Annotated in this window: 18 protein-coding genes; 6 read left to right on the forward strand and 12 right to left on the reverse strand. The window is 60.4% G+C overall.

Annotated elements, in window-relative coordinates; genetic code table 11:
* Positions 1–144: 144 nt before the first annotated feature.
* The 4 genes from NMP98_RS09315 to NMP98_RS09330 form a co-directional block, all read right to left on the reverse strand.
* Positions 145–951 (reverse strand): alpha/beta fold hydrolase, encoded by an 807-nt coding sequence (locus NMP98_RS09315; protein ID WP_254861231.1) that lies wholly within the window; start codon positions 949–951, stop codon positions 145–147.
* Positions 952–1,157: 206 nt separating this feature from the next.
* Complete coding sequence (locus NMP98_RS09320) at positions 1,158–2,072, reverse strand: ABC transporter permease (RefSeq protein WP_254861232.1); 915 nt, start codon at positions 2,070–2,072, stop codon at positions 1,158–1,160.
* Positions 2,069–3,037 (reverse strand): ABC transporter ATP-binding protein, encoded by a 969-nt coding sequence (locus NMP98_RS09325; RefSeq protein WP_254861233.1) that lies wholly within the window; start codon positions 3,035–3,037, stop codon positions 2,069–2,071. Before NMP98_RS09325 ends, NMP98_RS09320 begins: the two co-directional genes overlap by 4 nt.
* Positions 3,038–3,219: 182 nt before the next feature.
* Entirely contained in the window at positions 3,220–3,906 is a 687-nt protein-coding gene (locus tag NMP98_RS09330; protein WP_254861234.1) for a helix-turn-helix domain-containing protein, read from the reverse strand.
* Positions 3,907–4,113: 207 nt separating this feature from the next.
* Between NMP98_RS09330 and NMP98_RS09335 the strand changes: the two genes are divergently transcribed.
* Entirely contained in the window at positions 4,114–4,905 is a 792-nt protein-coding gene (locus NMP98_RS09335) for an alpha/beta fold hydrolase (RefSeq protein ID WP_254861235.1), read from the forward strand.
* Between the two features lie 110 nt (positions 4,906–5,015).
* On the opposite strand, the gene NMP98_RS09340 is transcribed toward NMP98_RS09335, so the two are convergent.
* From NMP98_RS09340 to NMP98_RS09360, 5 genes are all read right to left on the reverse strand, one after another.
* Positions 5,016–6,095, reverse strand: coding sequence for a DUF2891 domain-containing protein (locus NMP98_RS09340; protein WP_254861236.1), 1,080 nt, complete (start codon positions 6,093–6,095; stop codon positions 5,016–5,018).
* A gap of 51 nt (positions 6,096–6,146) precedes the next feature.
* Positions 6,147–6,464: a hypothetical protein gene (locus NMP98_RS09345; RefSeq protein WP_254861237.1), complete on the reverse strand. Its 318-nt coding sequence runs from the start codon at positions 6,462–6,464 to the stop codon at positions 6,147–6,149.
* Positions 6,465–6,547: 83 nt separating this feature from the next.
* Entirely contained in the window at positions 6,548–8,245 is a 1,698-nt protein-coding gene (locus NMP98_RS09350; RefSeq protein ID WP_254861238.1) for a serine hydrolase domain-containing protein, read from the reverse strand.
* 119 nt (positions 8,246–8,364) lie between these two features.
* The gene (locus tag NMP98_RS09355; RefSeq protein WP_254861239.1) at positions 8,365–9,066 is read right to left on the reverse strand and encodes a class I SAM-dependent methyltransferase; all 702 of its coding nucleotides are present in this window, start codon (positions 9,064–9,066) and stop codon (positions 8,365–8,367) included.
* A 197-nt stretch (positions 9,067–9,263) separates the two neighbouring features.
* The gene (locus NMP98_RS09360) at positions 9,264–10,187 is read right to left on the reverse strand and encodes a DUF7351 domain-containing protein (protein WP_254861240.1); all 924 of its coding nucleotides are present in this window, start codon (positions 10,185–10,187) and stop codon (positions 9,264–9,266) included.
* Between the two features lie 215 nt (positions 10,188–10,402).
* Here NMP98_RS09360 and NMP98_RS09365 point away from each other — a divergent pair, with 215 nt between their 5' ends.
* A complete protein-coding gene (locus tag NMP98_RS09365; RefSeq protein WP_254861241.1) occupies positions 10,403–11,689 on the forward strand; it encodes an outer membrane protein assembly factor BamB family protein in 1,287 nt (428 codons plus the stop codon).
* A gap of 130 nt (positions 11,690–11,819) precedes the next feature.
* Here NMP98_RS09365 and NMP98_RS09370 read toward each other — a convergent pair whose 3' ends face one another.
* Complete coding sequence (locus tag NMP98_RS09370; protein WP_254861242.1) at positions 11,820–12,305, reverse strand: histidine kinase; 486 nt, start codon at positions 12,303–12,305, stop codon at positions 11,820–11,822.
* A 279-nt stretch (positions 12,306–12,584) separates the two neighbouring features.
* Between NMP98_RS09370 and NMP98_RS09375 the strand changes: the two genes are divergently transcribed.
* Positions 12,585–13,922, forward strand: a complete 1,338-nt coding sequence (locus NMP98_RS09375; RefSeq protein ID WP_254861243.1) for an RNA-guided endonuclease InsQ/TnpB family protein — start codon at positions 12,585–12,587, stop codon at positions 13,920–13,922.
* 221 nt (positions 13,923–14,143) lie between these two features.
* Here the strand turns inward: NMP98_RS09375 and NMP98_RS09380 are convergent, their stop codons facing one another.
* Positions 14,144–14,992 carry an arsenite methyltransferase gene (locus NMP98_RS09380; RefSeq protein WP_254861244.1) on the reverse strand — a complete coding sequence of 283 codons (849 nt, stop codon included), beginning with the start codon at positions 14,990–14,992 and terminating at the stop codon, positions 14,144–14,146.
* Positions 14,985–15,362 carry an ArsR/SmtB family transcription factor gene (locus NMP98_RS09385; protein WP_254861245.1) on the reverse strand — a complete coding sequence of 126 codons (378 nt, stop codon included), beginning with the start codon at positions 15,360–15,362 and terminating at the stop codon, positions 14,985–14,987. The genes NMP98_RS09380 and NMP98_RS09385 overlap by 8 nt, the downstream gene beginning before the upstream one ends.
* A gap of 165 nt (positions 15,363–15,527) precedes the next feature.
* Between NMP98_RS09385 and NMP98_RS09390 the strand changes: the two genes are divergently transcribed.
* The 3 genes from NMP98_RS09390 (at position 15,528) to NMP98_RS09400 (ending at position 19,641) form a co-directional block, all read left to right on the forward strand.
* Positions 15,528–16,781 carry an MgtC/SapB family protein gene (locus tag NMP98_RS09390; protein ID WP_254861246.1) on the forward strand — a complete coding sequence of 418 codons (1,254 nt, stop codon included), beginning with the start codon at positions 15,528–15,530 and terminating at the stop codon, positions 16,779–16,781.
* Between the two features lie 100 nt (positions 16,782–16,881).
* Positions 16,882–19,338: a bacterio-opsin activator domain-containing protein gene (locus tag NMP98_RS09395; RefSeq protein ID WP_254861247.1), complete on the forward strand. Its 2,457-nt coding sequence runs from the start codon at positions 16,882–16,884 to the stop codon at positions 19,336–19,338.
* Positions 19,339–19,434: 96 nt separating this feature from the next.
* The gene (locus NMP98_RS09400) at positions 19,435–19,641 is read left to right on the forward strand and encodes a cold-shock protein (RefSeq protein ID WP_008418277.1); all 207 of its coding nucleotides are present in this window, start codon (positions 19,435–19,437) and stop codon (positions 19,639–19,641) included.
* Positions 19,642–19,670 lie beyond the last annotated feature (29 nt).

The following is a 19,670-nucleotide window of genomic DNA, read 5'->3' on the forward strand; positions in this document are numbered from 1 at the left end:
TGACGAGGGTCCCCCCGAACGGGACGGAGGCGTACTCTAGGGGTCGTCGTCGGCAAACCGCAGGCGGTGGACCGTTTCCGCGTCGCTCCCCCACGCAGGGTCACGATGGAGGGTCCTCTGGGATAACACCGTACGGACTCGGGGTTAGATACCGTGCTCCGCGACTGGCGTTTCCTTCTCGTCGATGAAATCACGGACCGTCGCCGTGATGCGGTCCGGTGCTTCTGTTGGACCGCCGTGGCCGACGCCCTCGAACTCGACGAGTTGGCTGTCCGAGAGGGCCGCATCCACCGCACGGATACCGTCTCGGAGGTGGGGTGGTCCCTCGGTGCCAGTCAGCAAAAGCACGGGCGCGTCGATGTCGAGTGAGTCCGGGAGCTGGTACTGTTCGATAGCACGGTTGATTCGTGCGATGTTCTCGGTTAGCGCGACGATATCCGGCCACGGCGGCCACTCGGCGAGCCAGCCATCCAAATCGTCGATTTGGCCACCGTGCATCACCTCGCTGATGTAGAACTTCATCGCCTCGCGTCGGTCGCCCTCATCGATTCGTTCTTGCATCTGTGCGGCGAGGTCGGCCTGCTCTCGATATTCGCCGATGAGGACTGCAGGCTCGTATGCGATGACCTTCGTTACTGACGCCGTTCGTGCAGTCTCGATTGCCAACAAACCGCCGAAGGAATGCCCGAACAGAACTGGCGTTCCCTCGACTGCGTCAATGACGGCACGAACGTCCTCGACGCCGCGGCCGAGGTGATACTCCTCGGAGTCGCCGCTTTCTCCAACCCCACGTCGATGCGGAATCGTGACCGTGTAGTCTTCGGCGAAGTGAGGAACTAACGGCTTCCAATACTGAGGAGATGACCCTCCGTGAAGGAGAACGAGCGGTGGTCCCTCTCCGTGTTGTTCGAATGCGATACTGGTTCCATCTGCTGAAGTCACTGCCTGCATGGGTACGTCTCGTCGTTATCGTGGGCGTGGAGAATGCCTGTCTCTCAGTCATTCGGCCGTTTAAGACTGGAGGGGTATACTGCGACACTCGATTTGAGGAGTCCTCGCGCAGTCTCACCGTTCGTCGATTAGTTCGGTCTACGCCGACGCAGTCTCCAAAACCACTGCAATTCGAGAGTGAACTGCCAAGAACGAGAGATGAGACGTTACTGAACGTCAGCCTTGGAGGCTCGTTTGAGCAGACCGACAGCAATGCCACCCAGGACGATGTTGAACGCCAGTAGAACGCCAATCGCGGGAATGACCGTGTTCCAGAATCCAGTGAACGAAGTTATCTCGAAGACCGACATCACGTTCTGTCCGAGCATGAGCGCTCGGATGCCGTCGACGCCGTAGGTGATGGGGTTGAGGACTGCGACCGCTTGAATCCAGTCTGGGAGGACCTCGAGCGGCAGAAACGCACTGGAGATAAACAGTAGCGGGAACGTCAGCAGATTCGCAATCATCACCGTGGCTTCTCGGTCGCGGGTGACGAGCGCGACGATGTTCGAGTACGCCATGAACACGCCACCGAAGACGATTGCGACAACGAAGATACCCACGACGCCGAACAGCCCTGTCTGGAGGTAGTGGTCGACGGACGCCCCAGACTTTACACTCAACAGCAGGTAGCCGAGCGCGAGGATGATGCCCGTCTGGACGGTAATCCGAACCACCTCGGACAGCATTTTACCGACGAACATCGCGCTCCGATGCATCGGGGAGATGAGCGTCTTGTCGAACATCCCCGTCTCCATATCGTCGACCAAACCGATACCGGAGACGGCAGCGGCGGCCAGTGCTGATTGAATGATAATCGCGGGGGTGAGATACGTCACGTAGGAAACGTCACTACTGACGGATTGGGAGATGGCGCCTCCCGCGATGGCGCCGAGGACTTCGGCCATGAGGACGAAGAAGATAATCGGCTGGACTAGGGAGGTGAACGTCACGTAGGGGTTGCGCGAGGTCTTGACGAGCCATCGCTTGAAACTGATTCGTGCGTCCGTTAGGGAACTGTTCCCCGATGCTCGCGTTGCTGAATCGCTCTCGATACCCGACTCGTCGGTAGCGCCGCTCATCGAGTCACCTCCTGAACGGTCACCGTTTCTGTGGCGATGCCGTTTTCTCCACCCCTAGACCCAGCCAGCGTGAGGAAGACATCGTCAAGCGTCGGTGATTGAACGTCGAAATCGGCGATTGTGATATCCGCCGCGGCCAATTCGGTGAACAGGTCGCCCACGGCAGAGCGCACGTTGTCGGCTTCGATAATCAAGCCCTCGGCGGTCTGTTCGACGGTTGCCGCCTCGAGGGCGTCGAGTTGACGGACGACATGCACAGCTCGGCGGCGTTTCTGGTCCGACGGGTCTTTCAGTGACAGTGTGAGGGTATCCGTCGCGATAGCTGATTTGAGTTCGTCAGGTGTCCCTGTGTGCGTGATTTGGCCGTCTTGGAGGATGGCGAGTCGGTCACACAGTTCGTTCGCTTCTTCGAGATACTGCGTCGTGAGAAACACCGTCGTTCCTCGGTCGTTGATTTCCTCGAAGTAATTCCAGACTCGGAGTCGTGCCTCGGGGTCGAGACCGGTCGTCGGTTCGTCGAGGAAGACCACCGGGGGACGATGGACGAGCACGGTCGCAGTATCGAGTCGCTTCTGCATCCCGCCCGAGAACGTCTCTGCTCGCTTGTCGGCGACGTCTCGCAAATCGACGAGTTCGAGGAGGCTTTCGATACGCTCTTCTCGTTCGTCGCTCGGAACGCCGTACATCTGACACGCGACGCGCAAATTCTCACGCGGTGTCAGTTCGAAGTCGATACTCGTCTCTTGGGCCATGTAGCCGATGGATTCGCGCACAGCCTGTGGGTCGGTTTTCGTATCGTAGCCGTTGATTCGCACCGACCCCTGTGTCGGGGCCAGAAGCGTCACGAGGGTTTTGATAGTGGTCGTCTTGCCAGCCCCGTTTGGGCCGAGGAATCCGAAGAACTCGCCTTCGTCGACGTCGAGGGAGACGCCTTGGACGGCTTCGGTTCCATCGTCGTACGTCACGTGGACGTCCTCTGCGTCGATAGCGGTTCGACACGTCGAACTACCAACCCGGTCTACGGATTGGTCTCGTCTCTGTTGCAATGCCATGGGCGAGTAAGAACTCACGACGAAGCTGGGTAGGCCGTTCTCGAATTCGTACGGTTGTTTAAGTGCCCCTCAATCAGCGAGCGTGCCGTGCACAGTCAGTCGGGGAGTGGTGGCCAGGTCGTTGCCACGGTTTCCTCGATGAGTTGGGTTTGTGCCCGGCGCAGTCGTTCGGAGGCCGAGGACGGTGAGATATCCAATTCCATGGCAACGTCTTCGAGGGCGGCCTGCCTCGGAATATCGAAATACCCCCGTTCGTAGGCGATTCGAAGCGCCTCGTGTTGACGGTCGGTCAGTCCATCCCCTGCTGGTTCAGACTCCCCATCTTGGGTGAGGCGGTGCAACCGGAAGTGAGCGTTCTGCTGCCAAAACGAGGAGAACTTGCTGAACGCATCCCGGTCGGCGAACCAGCCGGTTTGTCGCCATCCGTCTGGCACCACATCGATTCGCTCGATAATCGCGTCGGCCGTGGCGAGGGCTTCGAGTCCTGCGAGGTCGTCGAGTTCCTCCCCGAGTTGCTCCTCCAGACTGAGCGCCGGGATAACCTGGTATCGTCGAGTTTCGCTGGCCCGGCCGACGAGTGTCCACTCCCCCACGTCGTATGCCTCGGTCAATGCGTCTTCGATGTCCGACTGCGGACCGTCTTGTACGGTGACGAGAAACAACGGACGGGCGCCGTGATTGAACTGCATCTCGAGAATCACTGTCGCTTCGGGAACATCAGTCGCCACATCCGTGAGCGGTAACGCCTCACAGTCGATATCGAACTCCGCGACGAGTCCCATGTGTCGTTGTTTCTACCGATGATAATGGTGCTGTCGAAAGCGTCGACGAAATCCAAACGGCTGGTCGAGAATCGACTGTTCGGACGCCATCTCACTGCGCCGGCTCTTTTCCGGAAAACGTGGCACCACGGCTGTCCTCCTCTCGTAATAAATACCCCAATGACTGAGAGAACGGCTTAGCCGACTCGTCCACGAAACCAGCGTTGTATGGTGACGACTCATTCCACCGATGGCACCGAGATAGCTTACGAACGACACGGCGACGGCCAACCACTGGTATTGCTTCACGGCGGCATGGCACCTCGACAGTACTGGCACCCGGTCGTCCCACACTTCGAGGAGTATGCCGCGGTGATTCCTCAACGGCCGGGGTTCGGCACGTGTCTCGATGACCACGACGAGACGAGCGCCGATGAGATATTGACCCGTGAGGCGCAGTACGTTCGGGGGCTCGTCGAGGCCGTCGATGGCGACCCGATTCTGTTCGGTCACTCCTACGGTGCGCTGACGGCTATCCAGTCCGCGACGGATTCGCCGGTCGATGCGGTCCTCGCATACGAACCGGCGGTTCTCCCCGACGAGTTCCGTGCGGAGGCCGACCTCGCCGACAGAATGGCGGCGCTCATAGAGGATGGGGAACGCCGGGAAGCGGTGAAACGCTACATCGAGCAGGTCCTCCATCCCGACGGAATCGATGACCTCGATGAGTGGTTGGCAGATTGGCCGGTCTGGCCCGATTGTGTGGAACTCGCCGAGGAAGTCGTCCGAATGAATCGTGCCGTCGAACGGTATCAGCTTCCGGAGACACTCGACGTCACAGCGCCCGTGCTCGTAATGACGGGGACTGATGGACCGAAATTCCTCCGCGAGAGCGCTCGCGACGTTCATGAGGCACTTCCACACAGTCGTCTCGTCGAATTCGACGGCGTCAGCCACAGCGGTCCCGGAGAAGCTCCGAAACGAATCGCAGCGGAAGTCGATTCGTTCCTCCGTGGATAGTCACGAACCGGAGATACAAGCCATAGACTACCTCCATTTTACCGAACTCCGAGTAACGGCGGCAACCGACTTGACCGGCTAAGGTGGCTCCCAATCGCGAATCACCGAGGCTACTGTTCGGGTGCGATTCCCCCTTCGTTTCTGGTCAGCAGGTACAGTACGAACGAGGTGAGCCAGTGTGCGCCCGCGTAATCCTCGGTGAACGCCAACTCTAGACTGTGTTCGACGTGATGCCGTGCACTTTCTTCGAGCGGTTCGGCGACAGTATGGTCGCCGAGTGCGCTGGCGATGCCAGCCATCGACCACGCCTTTGAGAGATTGAGACCGACGAAATGCAGTTCGAGGCCGTCATCGCTGTCTGTTTTGACATCGACTGGTTCGAGGATGGAGTCGTAGGGAGAGTCGGTAATCGCGGGTACGAAGCCATCGAACCACTGTTGGAACTCCGCTCGTTCGAGTACTCGCCGCATCAAGTCCGCTTCCGTGAGTGCTGGTGAGAGGAAGTCCCATCCGAGTGGCTCGTATTCGACAGGATACGCTTTGTCATCGAGAAAAAACCGACGAGAGGTCTCTACGACGGCTGTTTCGAGTGCGTCGTCGTCGACGACTCGGGCGTAGTCGAGGGCAAACGAGAGCGCGAACGCGGAATTGTCGTGTGTGCCGACTCGAAACGGACGGTCTTGGGTGAGAAATTCACGTTCGAAAAGCTCGACGACACGTTGTTCGAGGGGGCCAAACATCTCTCGCCACTTTTCGGCACGGTCAGCGTCCCAAAGGGATAGCTCCGAAACGAGGCGCAGGAGCCACGCCCAGCCGTACGGTTTCTCGAAGGACTCGTTGTCAGCCAGATACGCTGCCTCTTGCTCGATTTTCTCGGCTGTAAACCGCTCTTCGAGCGTCGAGACAATGGCTGACTCTTCAGGATGGTCATCAAAGAGACGGAGTTGTCGAACGAGACACCAGTGATTGTGTACCGCGGAGTGCCAGTCAAAACACCCGTAGAAGACGGGGTGGTCCTCGCTTGGCTGAATCGAGTCGTCGGCGCTTTCGACCACTCGTGCAAAGTGCGGATACTCCGTGCCGACTGAGTCGAGTGGGTACTCGGACAGGGCGGTCCACAACTCGGGCGTAATCCAGTTGCCGTGCCCTGACAGAATCGTAGGCACGTCGTTGTTCTGAAGGGCGTTCATGGGATGTGTGTCTTTGGCACAACTGTTAGATTTGTTGTTCATTGGTCCGTCTTACACCGGGAGAAATCCCAATGTGGCGAGTTGCCAGCTAAACCCGACTCCGAGAACCGCTAACACTGTTTGATGGAGTCGGATTCGCAGTGACCAGTAACTGTGCCACCACGCGAGGATTGCCCCACCTGCCGTCACGGCAGCGAGAATCGCAATCACTGGTGGCAGTGCGAGTGCGATTTGCATCGGGAGTGGTCGCGTGATGAGCGTGAGGTCGCCACCGGTTTCCAAGACGAAGACGAAGAGCACGACGAACCCGATTGAGACACTGCACAGGCCGACGCCTGCTGCACGGCTGAGCCAAGATGGACTCGTCACTCGCCGTGTAATGCCGTGGACGAATCCGCTAGTGGCATCTCGATTCTGCTGCTGTTCGGTTTGTCGGGGGCAGTGTTGGTCTGTCATTCTGAGTCGTTCATATCCCGTCCGTTGTTCGTGCCATGCTTCGTCCACCGCTGCCAGGCACTGTGTCCGCCCCAGCCAGCCAGCGACACGCCGAAGCCCGACAGTGCCGTCCCGAGGACACCACCCGTGACTTCCTGACGACGGTGGTGCCGAACAGGCTGGTAGACGCCAGTGGGTTCGCTGTTCATGTTCAGCACGGCCACCTCACCATCCGTGACCTCGAAGGCGAGGACGTCGTGACCGCCAACTTCCTCGTATACGTACGGTACTGTCTCGACCCACTTTCGGGTGTCTCCGTCGAGAGTCGTCGTGCGGAGGCGACCGTTGGCTGCCGGTTCGACGGTCAGGTGTTCGAGCAGATTGGCGACTTGGAGTGGACCGCTCTGGGGGAGATACGAGAGCCTGTACTCGCCTGCGACGATTTCAGCACGCTCCTGACCGTTCGCTTTCGAAGTCGGTGTCGGCGTGGTCGGTGCTGGCTGGAGAGTATACGCTTCGATGAGTTCGTCAACGACGGCTTTCGGACGTTCACTCGGATTGCTGTTGTAGGCGACGAAGATTCCAACGTCGTGGTTCGGGGCGAGCAGCAGGTGGCTGGTGAAGTTAACCGTTGCCCCCGAGTGGGCGATGAGGTTGGCATCCGGGCTCCCGTACTCGTGGAAGCCGTACCGCCAGTTGGTGACTGCTGGATGGCGCACGTGGTGGCGTCTGTGCATCGTCTCGGCAGTCTTCGTGTCGAGCACTCGTCTATCTCCGACTGCACCGCCGCCGAGGTGTGCGCTCATGAACGCCGCCATATCCGTCGCCGTCGCACTCAGAGAGCCCGCTGGACGCATGTTGATGTACACGTCATCGGCTACCGTGAACGACGCATCGTCGCGGACGTGTGGTGCGGCGAGGTCACCAGATAGGTCACCGGTGATGGGTTGGGCGAACGTGCTGTTGGACATCCCAAGCGGGTCGAATATCTCCGAGTGGATGTACTCCTCGAACGTTGTATTGTGCGTTTCGGCGACAACGTGGCCTGCGAGTGCTGCACCGTAGTTGGAGTAGCCAACGAGTTCACCGGGTGGACGGATACGTTGACGCTGGTTATTGGCGAGAACGGTCTCTAAGGGGTCAATGGCAGCCGGATCGGCGACGATATCGGGATCGAGCGTGGACTCGAATCCGGCGGTGTGTGTACCGAGATGTCGGAGTGTTACTGGGTTGTCATACGTGTCTGGGACGGTGACTGCGGAGTTATCGAGATACGTGTTCACGTCGGCATCGAGGTCAAGCACGCCTCGTTCGACACCCTGCATGACGGCGGTGTACGTCACGAGCTTCCCAACCGACCCGACCCGGAACACCGTCTCGTCTGCTCGAACCGAATCGTCGCCATCGATATCGGCCACACCGTACCCTTTGGTGAGGACGGGAGTGTCACCGGAGACGACGGCGACGGTTGCGCCGGGAGTCGTCGCTCCGACCCGTCCGGCCATCACCTTGTCGACGACCGCTTCGAGTTCGCTCGAATTTCCGAAGGGCTCGTCACGGTGCTGTGTGGCGTTGGCGTCGGTCGGGGCGCTCGTTCGACCGATCGTGATCCCGGTGCCACCGAGGATTCCAATACTACCGAGGCCGGTGAGAAACGACCGTCTCGTCGTTTCATCGGTCCTGCCGTTCGTCGGAGAGCGTTGTGGTCCTGTCATGAGTCGGAACGGTTGTGGGGGTTATGTGACGGTCGTGGTGTGGTTACAGTGGTTCTGTGGGGTGTGGCGAGGTGGCTGAGTCGATGGGTAAAAACGTCGGGTACGGTGCACATCGGTGCTCACCTCGGAGTAATCTCGATGGCGCTGATGAGACCGAAAAACGCGGTCGAGGTGGTCTCGACGTTGAGGTCGGCCTGCTCAACAGTTTTCAATGGGTCGTGATTCAGTCGGCAGCCGTTCTTCTCGTAGTGTGACTCGGCACGCCAGTCTTGGAGCCAGGCAAGCGGTGCGGCGTCGCTGTGGCGGTGTTCGAGTAGCAAAATTTCGCCGTCAGGTGTACAGACCCGCTCCATCTCGTGAAGTACGGCAATCGGATCAGGGAACGTGCACGTAGAAAACGACGAGATGACAGTGTCGAAGCTGTCGTCGTCGAAATCGAGTGCTTGGGCATCCATCTGGTGGACAGTGCCGTCCAAATCGAGCCGATCGAGTTCAGTACGAGCGTGGGCGAGCATTGCCTCACTGATGTCGATGCCAACGACCTCGCTCGACGACGAGAGATAGCGAAAGTTCTGCCCAGTGCCACAGGCTACATCGAGCACTCGCCCATTCGCGTCGCTGAACTGCCGACGACGATACCGACCGGCGAACAACCGGTCGAGTCGCTGCCATCGAGCGAGCTTGTCGGCCACGCTTGCGTACGCGTCGGCGATTTCCTCGGCCGATTTCGAGCGTTTCTGTGCCGGATGCAGTCGCTCCGTATTTTCGTTTTGTGTTCGATTCTCCTGGTTTGTCGGTTCGTAGGGATTACTCGATTGCACGGTTGGGCCTCCGTAATCTGCAATTACGGGTCCGGCCATCGACACCGATAAATATATTGGATATTTGATAATTTATCGAATAAGCTTCAAAACTGGAGTTGAGCAAAAAGCCGGGTAATTGCGCTCCTGATACCGAAATTTAGCGACTCACTCGAATTGAGCGCCATTTGCTCAATGGAGGTTTCGTAAAGAGTCTGTCAAGAACGGTGAAATTCACCGTTTTCGCGTCGCACGCGCTCGGTCCGTATCACCGTCGCGGTTGAATCAAGAACCAGTCGAACCGCATCACTCTCGTGACGCAACACGACCTCGTATTCGTCGGGATTGGACTCGATTTGCTCGGATGTCCAGTCCCCCTTGTAGAGATGTTCGTTGAACTCCCAGATGCCCTGTGAACTCACATCGACACCCCGGTCCCAGTGGAACGCTATCGACGCTGGATGGTGGACGACACTGTACGTCAGTGGGCTGTTGTACTCCCGAAGACACTCCTCACACGCACTCGTCACGAGAAACGAGTCAGCGTCGGGCAACGGATTCCCTGACACTTCGATTATGCCGGCGGAGAGGTGAGCCCCACATTCTGGGCACATCCCGATTCGAAGTTGCTTGGCGACCTCCGCACTTTGTCGTTTGACGCTCCGAATCAGTGCATCATCGTCGTGGGTCTTCACTTGGGCAGGAGTTATCGGCTGCCCCGTAACTGGTTTCTCACACGCCGAACAGTCGATACGGAAAAACTGGTGTGAGAGAAATGCTTCAAGCGCCTCTTCTCCACAGAAGACGCACACACCCTCAACCGGTTTTGGGCCGAAGGAATCCGGTTGCTGGTAATTTCCGGATAAGATGAACCGGACGATGCGTTCGCCAGCGTGCGTAAGCGAGTACCCGTCGTCGCTTTTCCGTAGGTACGTCCCTGTCAGCTCGCCCAAGTGGTACGACAGCTTCGACGTATTCTCGACCTCCACGTAGTCATAGATTTCAGAAAACGCGAGTTCAGTAGATCCTGACCCAACTTCATCGAGTTCATACTGGGCAACTGCGACAGCGCGAAGGATGTCGACTCGAGTGTCGTCAGCAAGAAGCCGAAAAATGTCCGTAACCGAGTGGTTTTCCGTCATTGTCCTCCGTATTTACTCTCTGTTCAGCGGCAATATTGAAACCCGGGTCGTCCTCACCGGAGCAACGCCGAAAACGAAGCAGGCAAATCGTTCACACCGTACTGCGGCAGAATTGGGGGTGGCCTCACCGCCCCAACAATCCCTCTCGCCTCGTGACTCAAACTCACGTTTCACCCTCGAAAATCGTTAACACCCGAACCGTCGAACGGAGAGGCATGCCGCCTTCCAGACGACGACTCCTCGAACTCGGTGCGCTCTCGATGACGGCACTCGGTGGGTGTTCAGGACTCGGTGACCCACCGCCGGACGGGACGCCTACGGAGACACCCGACGGAACTGAGACGCCCGACCCGACGGCAACACCGACCGACGAGGTGGCCCCGGAACTCGTCTGTGGTACCGGACCGCTCCCCGATGCGGGGTGGCCGCTGTCGGAGCGCTCGGTCGGGCGGACGAACTACGCACCCGACGGCGACGGGCCGACGGAGAAACCGAGCGCGGAATGGTCGGTGACGGCGACGGCGCCGGAACAGGGCGAGGTTCGCTTCACCCGCCCCATCGTCACCGACGACCGCATCTACGTCGGCCGACGGGTTGTCGTCGGAACCTCCGTTCCGAAACCGGACAAGCAGTATCTGCAGGCGTACGACGCCGCGACAGGCGACCGCCTGTGGGAGTACGCGATAGCGGGGACGCCCCGAGCGGTTGCGGCCACCGACGAGGCGGTGTTGGTGGCCGACCGGGGGACACTCCACGCCGTCGAATCCGGTGGCGAGTCGGCACGGTGGACGCACGAACCCGACGGTGGCGTCGACGACGTACTCCCGATTCCGGACGGCGTGTTGGTCGCCTCGACGCGGGCCGACAGCGACGACACGGTCGTCGCGCTACTCTCCGATGGCGAGGTCGAGTGGGACGTGACTGTCGACGCGTGGCTGGATTCCTCGCTCGGGTGGACCGACGGTCGGGCGTATCTCGCGACAAACGACGCGGAACTCGTGGCGATAGACACCGACGAAGGCGAACAGCTGTGGACCCGCAACCTCCACGACCGCGAGGACAGGAACCCGGCGACGCTGCTCGTGACGCCGTGTGCGGTGTTCGTCGCGGTCGACGAGGCGCTGTACGCCGCCGACCGCGACGGAGAGGTCGCGTGGTCGGTCAACAAGTCGTTCCGGGATTTGGCGACCGACGGCGAGTACATATACGGCGTCGACGGTGACGGCTACGCCCGTTCGCTGTCCATCGAAGACGGCGACGAAGACTGGGAAGAGTTCCGTGGCGCCGTGAACGAACGCTACACTGACGGGTTCTTCGACGGGCTGGCAATCGACGACGAGACGCTGTACGCGGGAACGCTGGAGGATGGCCTCCTCGCCATCTCGACGGACTCCGGCGACGTACGATGGGTACTCGAACGCGACCTCGACGGGGTTAGCGTGTCGGTCGTCGACGACACGCTGTACGCCGCGTGGGGGAATCGACTGCTCGCGTTCGAATAGCGGTTGACCATTGACTGCCCGTTCTGAATGTCACGGAACCGGAACAGTCGCGCTGTTCAAGCCGCTTGAATTCGAGCCGCTCGAAAAAGATGACGTGTTCGCCCTCGCAGCGAGGTGGGGCCACGAGGATTCAGCGCAGGTAGTGGAAGCTCACGCCGAGAACTACCCCGAACACGAGGTGTGCGAACAGTCCCATCAGTCCGAGGTTCGGCAGCGGTGGCGGACTGGGGAAGCCAACGGCCGACAGCCACAGCGGCATGACAACGCCCGCGGCGACCACCCACAGGAGAACGCCGTAGGCGAGGCCGAGACTGACGACGCCGCCCAGCGACTCCCCGACGGCTGCCAGCCGAGGTTGCGTCGACGCCGCGACGAAGACGATACCGAACACCGCACTAATCGACATGTGGACGACCCAGCCAGCGATTCCACCGGACAGCCCGATGAGCGCCGGAATCGCGTTCTCGATGACGGGTGTCATCAGCACCGAAAACAGCACACCCATCACGAGTCCGCCGATCAATCCCGCTCCCACGCCGTGTTGCCACGACGAACCGTCTCGTACCGCTATGGGCTGTCCGAGGCCCTGTGTTTCCTGTTGTGTTTCTTGTGCCATCACAATCACGGGGTACCGGAGGCATTCGACTCGCATAAGGCGTACAGATATTTCACGAAACGCCGTCTCTGCTCGTCTCGGCTTACCGATGTGGTCTCCCCAGCGCACTACCTTTCAACAGCGAGAGAGTCCCGCCGTTCACGGCGGATGTGAACCTCGTACACTCGGTTAACACACCACCACGGTACTGCTAATCCTAGGTCTCCAACGAGCCGGAGCTCTTTACTTTCACTACGGATGGCTGACGTTCAAACCCGAAGCCGACGGATGAAAAAACGGATGAAGCGTACCAACACGTTCACCGTGCGACCGCTCACCGGTACCGGAGAGCAACTGCTACGGGACTTGTTGGACGCTTCCGCCGCTCTCTGGAACGAAGTCAATTACCAGCGTCTCATGCGGTACAACGACGAAGCGGGCTTCGAGGGCGACGTGTGGACCGCCGATACAGGCCAACTCGAAGGCCGGTACAAAGGCGTTCTCGGTGCATCCACCGCCCAACAAGTGATACGGAAGAACAGCGAAGCGTGGCGTGGGTTCTTCCGGCTGAAAGATCAGTATCACGACGAGTCGAATACGTCGGTCACGGACCACCCGGAACCACCGGGCTTCCGTGGCAACGAGGACGATGGACGCCAACTTAAGACCGTCATTCGCAACACGTCGTACACCGTCGAATGGGGCGACCGCTCCCGGCTTGAGATACTGGTTGGGCATGAGTTGAAAGACCGATACGACCACACCGGGCGTCTCCGGCTGGAGATCGCTGGCGACCCGAATTGGCCCAATTACGAGAAACAGGGCCGGTTGGATCTGTGGTACGATGAGACTGATAGCATCTTCCGAGCTTCCCAACCCGTGACTGTGTCTGACGATACACGGGATACTCCACTGGCCGAGGAAACGGCCGCTCTGGACATTGGTGCGAACAATCTCGTCGCCTGTACCACCACGACCGGCGAGCAATATCTGTACGAGGGCCGCGAGTTGTTCCAGCGATTTCGCGATACGACGCGGGAGATTGCCCGATTGCAGTCCAAGCTACGGGAAGGCCGATTCAGTAGCGAGCGTATCCGACGGCTATACCGGAAGCGAACCCGTCGCCGTGACCACGCACAAGAGGCATTGTGTCGTGACCTGCTGGAACGGCTGTACACCGGGGGCGTGGACACGGTGTATATCGGTTGCCTGACCGACGTACTCGAAACACACGGGTCGGTCGAAACCAACGCGAAGACCCACAACTTTTGGGCGTTCAAAAAATTCACCAAACGCTTCGCTTGCACCGCCGAGGAATACGGTATCTCGGTCGAGATTCGGTCGGAAGCGTGGACGAGCCAAGAGTGCCCAAAGTGTGGTTCGACCGACAGGACGACACGGCACCAGGACACGCTCAACTGCCCGTGTGGATTCGAGGGGCACGCCGATCTTACAGCATCAGAAACGTTCCTGAAGCGGCACACACAGAAGGCAGTCAGGCCGATGGCACGGCCCGTGCGGTTCGAGTGGGACGACCACACCTGGTCGGAGTCACCACACTCTCACCGTCCCAAAGAACAGCGCGCAGACCCGAGTACCGTCCTCCAAAACGGGAATGTTGCCTCCGGGGACTCGTAGATCGGCTGAGACGCCCACGGAGGAAACCCCGTCGTTCACGGGGGGGAGGATGTCATAGCGTAGGAATCGCCACGGGAGTTATACTATGTGTTAAGATGCGTTGATTCACAGAGATGCAAGGAGGACAACATCGGCGGCGTTTTTGAGTATTCAACGAGCGGACTCACCGAATCTATCGAGGGTCTCGACTCCTCTTTCTGTGCCGATAGCGGACGTAACCGTCAGGCCCGTTCTGCCGTTGGTTTTCGAGCCTCGATGGTCGCCGAGACGACGTACTCGCTCAGGTCGCGCTCGTCGTCCCACTCACTGATGAACTCGGCGCTGTCGTCTTTCGGCGCGACGCGAACGTCGACGAATCCGGCGTCGTCGAGCAGCCGCTCGATTGCCTCGATGGGCGACGCACCGGCGACACAGGCCGCCAGTGAGTCCGGGTCCTCCCGGACGGCGTCGGGAAGCGACGCGGTCAGTACTACGTCGGAGATGGCCAGCCGTCCACCGGGGACCAGCACGCGGAACGCCTCCCTGAACACCTGCGCTTTGGCCGGCGAGAGGTTGACGACGCAGTTCGAGATGACGACGTCGACGCTTCGGTCGGCTACGGGGAGGTGTTCGATTTCGCCGAGTCGGAACTCCACGTTCGTCGCGTCGTTTTTCGCGACGTTCGCTCGAGCTTTTCCGACCATCTCGGGTGTCATGTCGACGCCGATGACGTGGCCTTCGTCACCGACTTCACGTGCGGCGAGGAAGCAGTCGAAACCGGCCCCCGAACCCAAATCGAGAACCGTCTCGCCCGCCTCGAGGTCGGCGATGGCCTTGGGATTCCCGCACCCGAGGCCGAGGTCCGCACCCTCGGCGACCGCCTCGATATCGTCGGCGGCGTATCCGAGTCGTTCGCTGTCCGTCCCCATCGAATCGTCACAGCAGGCGTCCGCGCTGCCTGCCGTGTCAGAACAGCAGGAACTCTCACCGTCGTCGATGGCGATGTCGGCGTACCGTTCCCGGACGAGGCGGCGCTGTGCGTCGGCGTCGCGGTCGGGCGAGGCGTCCTCGGAGGATGGTGTCTCACTCATCGTCGGTCCTGAGTGCGTCAAGCGTCTCGACGAGTTGTTCGGCGTCGTCGGTCAGGCCGTAGTATCGCCAGGACCCCTCCTTCCGGCGAGTCACCAGCCCCGCCGAGTAGAGGCGTGAGAGGGCCTGACTGACCGCGCTCTGACTGAGGCCGACCGCGGCTTCGAGGTCGCAGACGCAGACGTCGCTCTCGGCAGCGCGGATGCGACGAACCAGTTCGTACCGGGTGTCGTTGCCTAGCGCCGACAGCAACTGCACGTCAGCGACGACTGTGTCCTCCTCGACTTCGGGTACTTCAGCACAGCAGGCAGTCCCGGCTGTTCCCTCGGACTGCTCGGCCCGTGAGATAGGGTCGGTCTCATCTCGACTCATAGTAGTAAGTGCTAATATAAGCATATTCTAATATAGTAGTTGCGGTACCCCCGACGTGTCGGTAGCTGGACGAGCAGATTCCCCAAGGGCGGTTTTACGCATCGACGAGCGTTCCGAAACTGATTCGTGCTCCCCCGAAAAGGTGTGAATGAGATTCTCTACGTAATGGTCGACCCAACAACGGCGCCGCTCAGCGAACTCCTATTACATCTTCTCCTCGCGGGTGGCCTCGGGGCGCTCATCGGTCTGGAACGGGAACAAAGCGAGTCGGGTGGGTCCTTCGCCGGGAGTCGGACGTTCCCGCTGATCGCACTCTACGGGGCGCTCGTTCAGGCCTTCTTCCCGGCGGTGCTGTCCGTCGCACTCGGGATACTCGTCGTGCCACTCGCCGTCGCGTACGTCGGGAAAATCTGGTATGAAGGCGATATCGGCTTGACGACGCTCGTGGCGGCCCTCCTGACGGCCGTTCTCGGTGCAATGGTGATGCATTCCGACCGCGGTGCGCTCATCGCTATCATCGTCGGCGGCGCCGTCACGGTACTGCTTTCGGTGAAAGACCCGATACACGAATTCGCCGGTCAAATCAAAGAAAGCGAACGGCGGGCGTCGGCGAAGTTCATCCTCGTCGTCCTCGTCGTGTTGCCGGCACTCCCCGACCGGTCGCTCGACGCACTCTATGGCCTCAATCCGAGATTCATCTGGTTGATGGTCGTCTTCGTCACTGGGCTCGGGTTCGTGGCGTACGTACTCGGACAAACGCTCGGTCCCGAGCGAGGGATCGCCCTCACGGGAATCGTCGGAGGATTCGTCTCGTCGACTGCAACGACGGTCTCGATGGCGGAGAAGACGACCCAGAACGCGACGCTGTATCACGTCTGTGCCTTCGCGGTCGTCACCGCCTCCATCGTAATGTTCCCCAGAGCACTCATCGAAATCGCGGTGGTCAACCCCGACTTGCTTCCGAGCGTTGCACTGCCGTTGGGGGCGATGACTATCGTCGGCGCTGTCGCCGCCGGGGTGTTGTACTGGCGGACCGCATCCGACGAGACGGTCGAACCGGAGGAACTCAAGAACCCGTTTCGACTGCGGCCTGCTCTGCTCTTCGGGGCCATCTTCGCGGTCGTGTTGCTCGTCTCCGAATACGCCAACGAGTGGTTCGGGGCATCGGGCGTGTACGCGACGGCGTTTTTCTCCGGGCTCGCCGATGTTGATGCGATGACGATTACGTTGAGTCAACTCGCAGCCGAAGGGACAGTCTCGACGGAGGTCGCCACGACGGGAATCATCATCGCGGCTATCGCAAACACCTTCGTCAAGGCCGTGTTGGCGTGGGTTCTCGGTTCCTACAGGTTGGGCATGCTCGTGTCAATCGTACTCGGCGTCGTCGTCCTGAGCGGGCTGGCTTTTCTCGTCGTTTGAACTCTCCTGTACCCACGGACCCACGTGGAACGTCGTTTCACAAAGTCGGGGGCACAATAAATATAAGCACATCTACACTACCCATCTAGAAGGAATATTTGTGACGAATACTACAACGAGGTCACGTCACCTCGTCTTCGTCGACGGGCCCGGAGACGAGCGTTCGTCCACGCGGGCGGCGCTTTCGGAGGCGGGGTTCGATGTCGATTCCGCCGACACCGCCGCGGCGTGTCTCGACGCTCTCGCGGAGGGGTCGGTCGATGCAGTCGTTACTGCGCACGAACTCCCAGAATCGACCGGAATCGAACTCATCCGGTCGATTCGAGAGCGGTTCGCTACCATCCCGGTGGTGCTGTCTCCGGAGGGTGGCTCGGAGCGAATCGCCGGCAAGGCCCTCGCCGAAGGCGCAAGCGGCTACGTCGGGAGCGACCAATCGCCGGCGGAACTCGTCAGTCGTCTGGAGGCGTGTCTGGCCGAGCGTGACTCCATCGACGAGGAGACCGGCCGGTATCGGAACCTCATCCAGACATCGCCGACGCCGATAAACATCTTCGACGAGAATGGCACTACGCTCTGGGGCAACGACGCCGTCGTCGAATTGCTCGGGCTTTCGAGTCGGTCGGAACTCATCGGCCGGTCGATATTCGATTTTATCCATCCCGAGGACCAAGCGGTCGCCGAATCCGAACTCGCCGAAATCGTCAGAGAGGAAATCGCCACCGGCCCGACGTACATGCGACTCGTTCGTGACGACGGGGAGATTCGGCGCGTCCGCATCGCTACGGCACCGGGCCGCTTTCGCGGTGAACGAATCGGGCAGGCCGTCGCCGTCGACGTGACGGCGCTGCGGACCCAAGAGCAACGCCTCGAACGGCTCAACGAACTCCTCGCGGAGTGGATTGACGGTGAGACGAAGGCATCGATTACTGAGAGCCTCGTCGGTGCGGCCGAAGCGGAACTGGATCTCCCGATAGTTACGGCTCTGCTCCTCGACGATGATACCGGGGAGCTACGGCCGGTTTCGCAAACGGACGGCGCTCAAACGTACGTCGACGAAGCGGCGCTCCTCGCCAGAGAGGGGGGCCTCGCGTGGGAGGTGTTCCTCGCCGGGGACCCGAAAGTCGTCGACGACCCCGGAGATGGGATACTAGAGGGGTCGGCGCCCGTCGAGCAGGCGTATCTCGAACCGCTGGGTCGCCACGGCGTCCTCGTCGTCGGGGCAGACAGTGGGAACCGCGATTTTATCGAAATCATCACCGAGAACCTACGAGCGATGTTCGACCGCATCGAGCGGGAGTCGCTTCTCAGCCAGCGTGAGACGCTGCTGGCGGAGCAAAACGAGCGCCTCGGTCGACTCGAACGGATAAACGGCGTCGTCCGAAACGTCGCCGAGGCGGTGGTGGGAGCGTCGACGCGGGCGGAAATCGAGGCGGCCCTCTGTCGGGAGCTCGTCGACACCGACCTCTACATGTTGGCGTGGGTCGGCGAGCACGAACCGTCGACGGGGGCGGTCCACCCGCGGGCGTCCGCCGGCGACGAACGGAACTATCTCGATGCGGTTACGATTACGGCTGACGACAGCGCGACGGGGTGGGGGCCGGCGGGCCGAGCGGTTCGGACCCGAGAGTCACAGGTAGTGAACGACATCCTCACCGATCCGCCGTTCGAACCGTGGCGTGAGGCCGCACTCGAACGCGGCTATCGGGCGGGCATCTCGCTACCATTGGCGTATCGCGATAGCCTCTACGGCGTTCTCAACATCTATGCGACGGAGTCTGGGGTGTTCGACGACCTCGAGCGGGCGGTTCTCGAGGAGTTGAGCGACCTCGTCGCCCACGCCATCAACGCAATCGAGAGCAAACGGGCGCTTGTCAGCGACTCCGTCGTCGAACTGGAGTTGGAAATCGAGTGGGAGGACTCGGAGTACCCGCTCGTCGAGTTCCTCGAAGCCGAGTCGGGCCGTACCTTCGAACTCGAGGCGACCATTCCCGCGGAGGAGGACACCTACCGGATTATCTCGACGTTCGAGGGCGTCTCGCCGGACGCCGTCGAGACCTTCGTCGAGCGAACCCGAACAGCCCACAGCGTCCAACTGCTCGGTCGACGCGAGAACGCGTGTACCGTCGAGTGTGTCGTCGCTGATGACAACGTCGTGTTCTGGCTCATCGACCACGGTGCCGTCCCCCAGACGTTTACGCTCTCTCAGGGAGGCGGGCGACTCGTCGTCGAACTGCCGGGCGACGCCGACGTCAGGCAGTTCATCGAGATGCTAGCCTCGGAGTTCGGCGACGTCGAGTTGCGCGGTCGACGCGACCACGAACGGAGCGTCCGCCCCCGGCAGACGTTCCTGACGACCGTCGAGGACCGCCTCACCGACCGCCAGCGAGAAATCCTCGAAACGGCGTACTTCAGCGGGTACTTCGAGAAGCCCCGACGGCGGACGGGGGGCGAAATCGCCGAGTCCATCGGCATCTCACAACCAACGTTCAGCGACCACCTCCGAGCAAGCCAGCGAAACCTACTGGAGTTGCTCTACGAGGACCGGACTGTGGAGTGAAACTGCGGTTCACGACACGGACGAACGTCGGTGAAGGGTCGTGGTACCTCGACTCTCGGAAGGGTTATCCGTCACTGAACCCTCCGTTTGTTTGTAATGGCAAACGGTAAGGTTGACTTCTTCAACGACACAGGCGGCTACGGTTTCATCTCGACTGACGACGGCGACCTCGACGACGACGAAGACGTGTTCTTCCACATGGAGGATGTCGGCGGCGAAGACCTCACGGAAGGTACTGAGGTCGAGTTCGACATCGAGTCCTCGCCCAAGGGGCCTCGCGCAGCGAACGTCGTTCGGCAGTAATAACACACACCCGTCGCTGTAAGCGACGG

It is taken from the genome of Natronomonas gomsonensis (genome assembly GCF_024300825.1).
Classification (GTDB): domain Archaea; phylum Halobacteriota; class Halobacteria; order Halobacteriales; family Haloarculaceae; genus Natronomonas; species Natronomonas gomsonensis.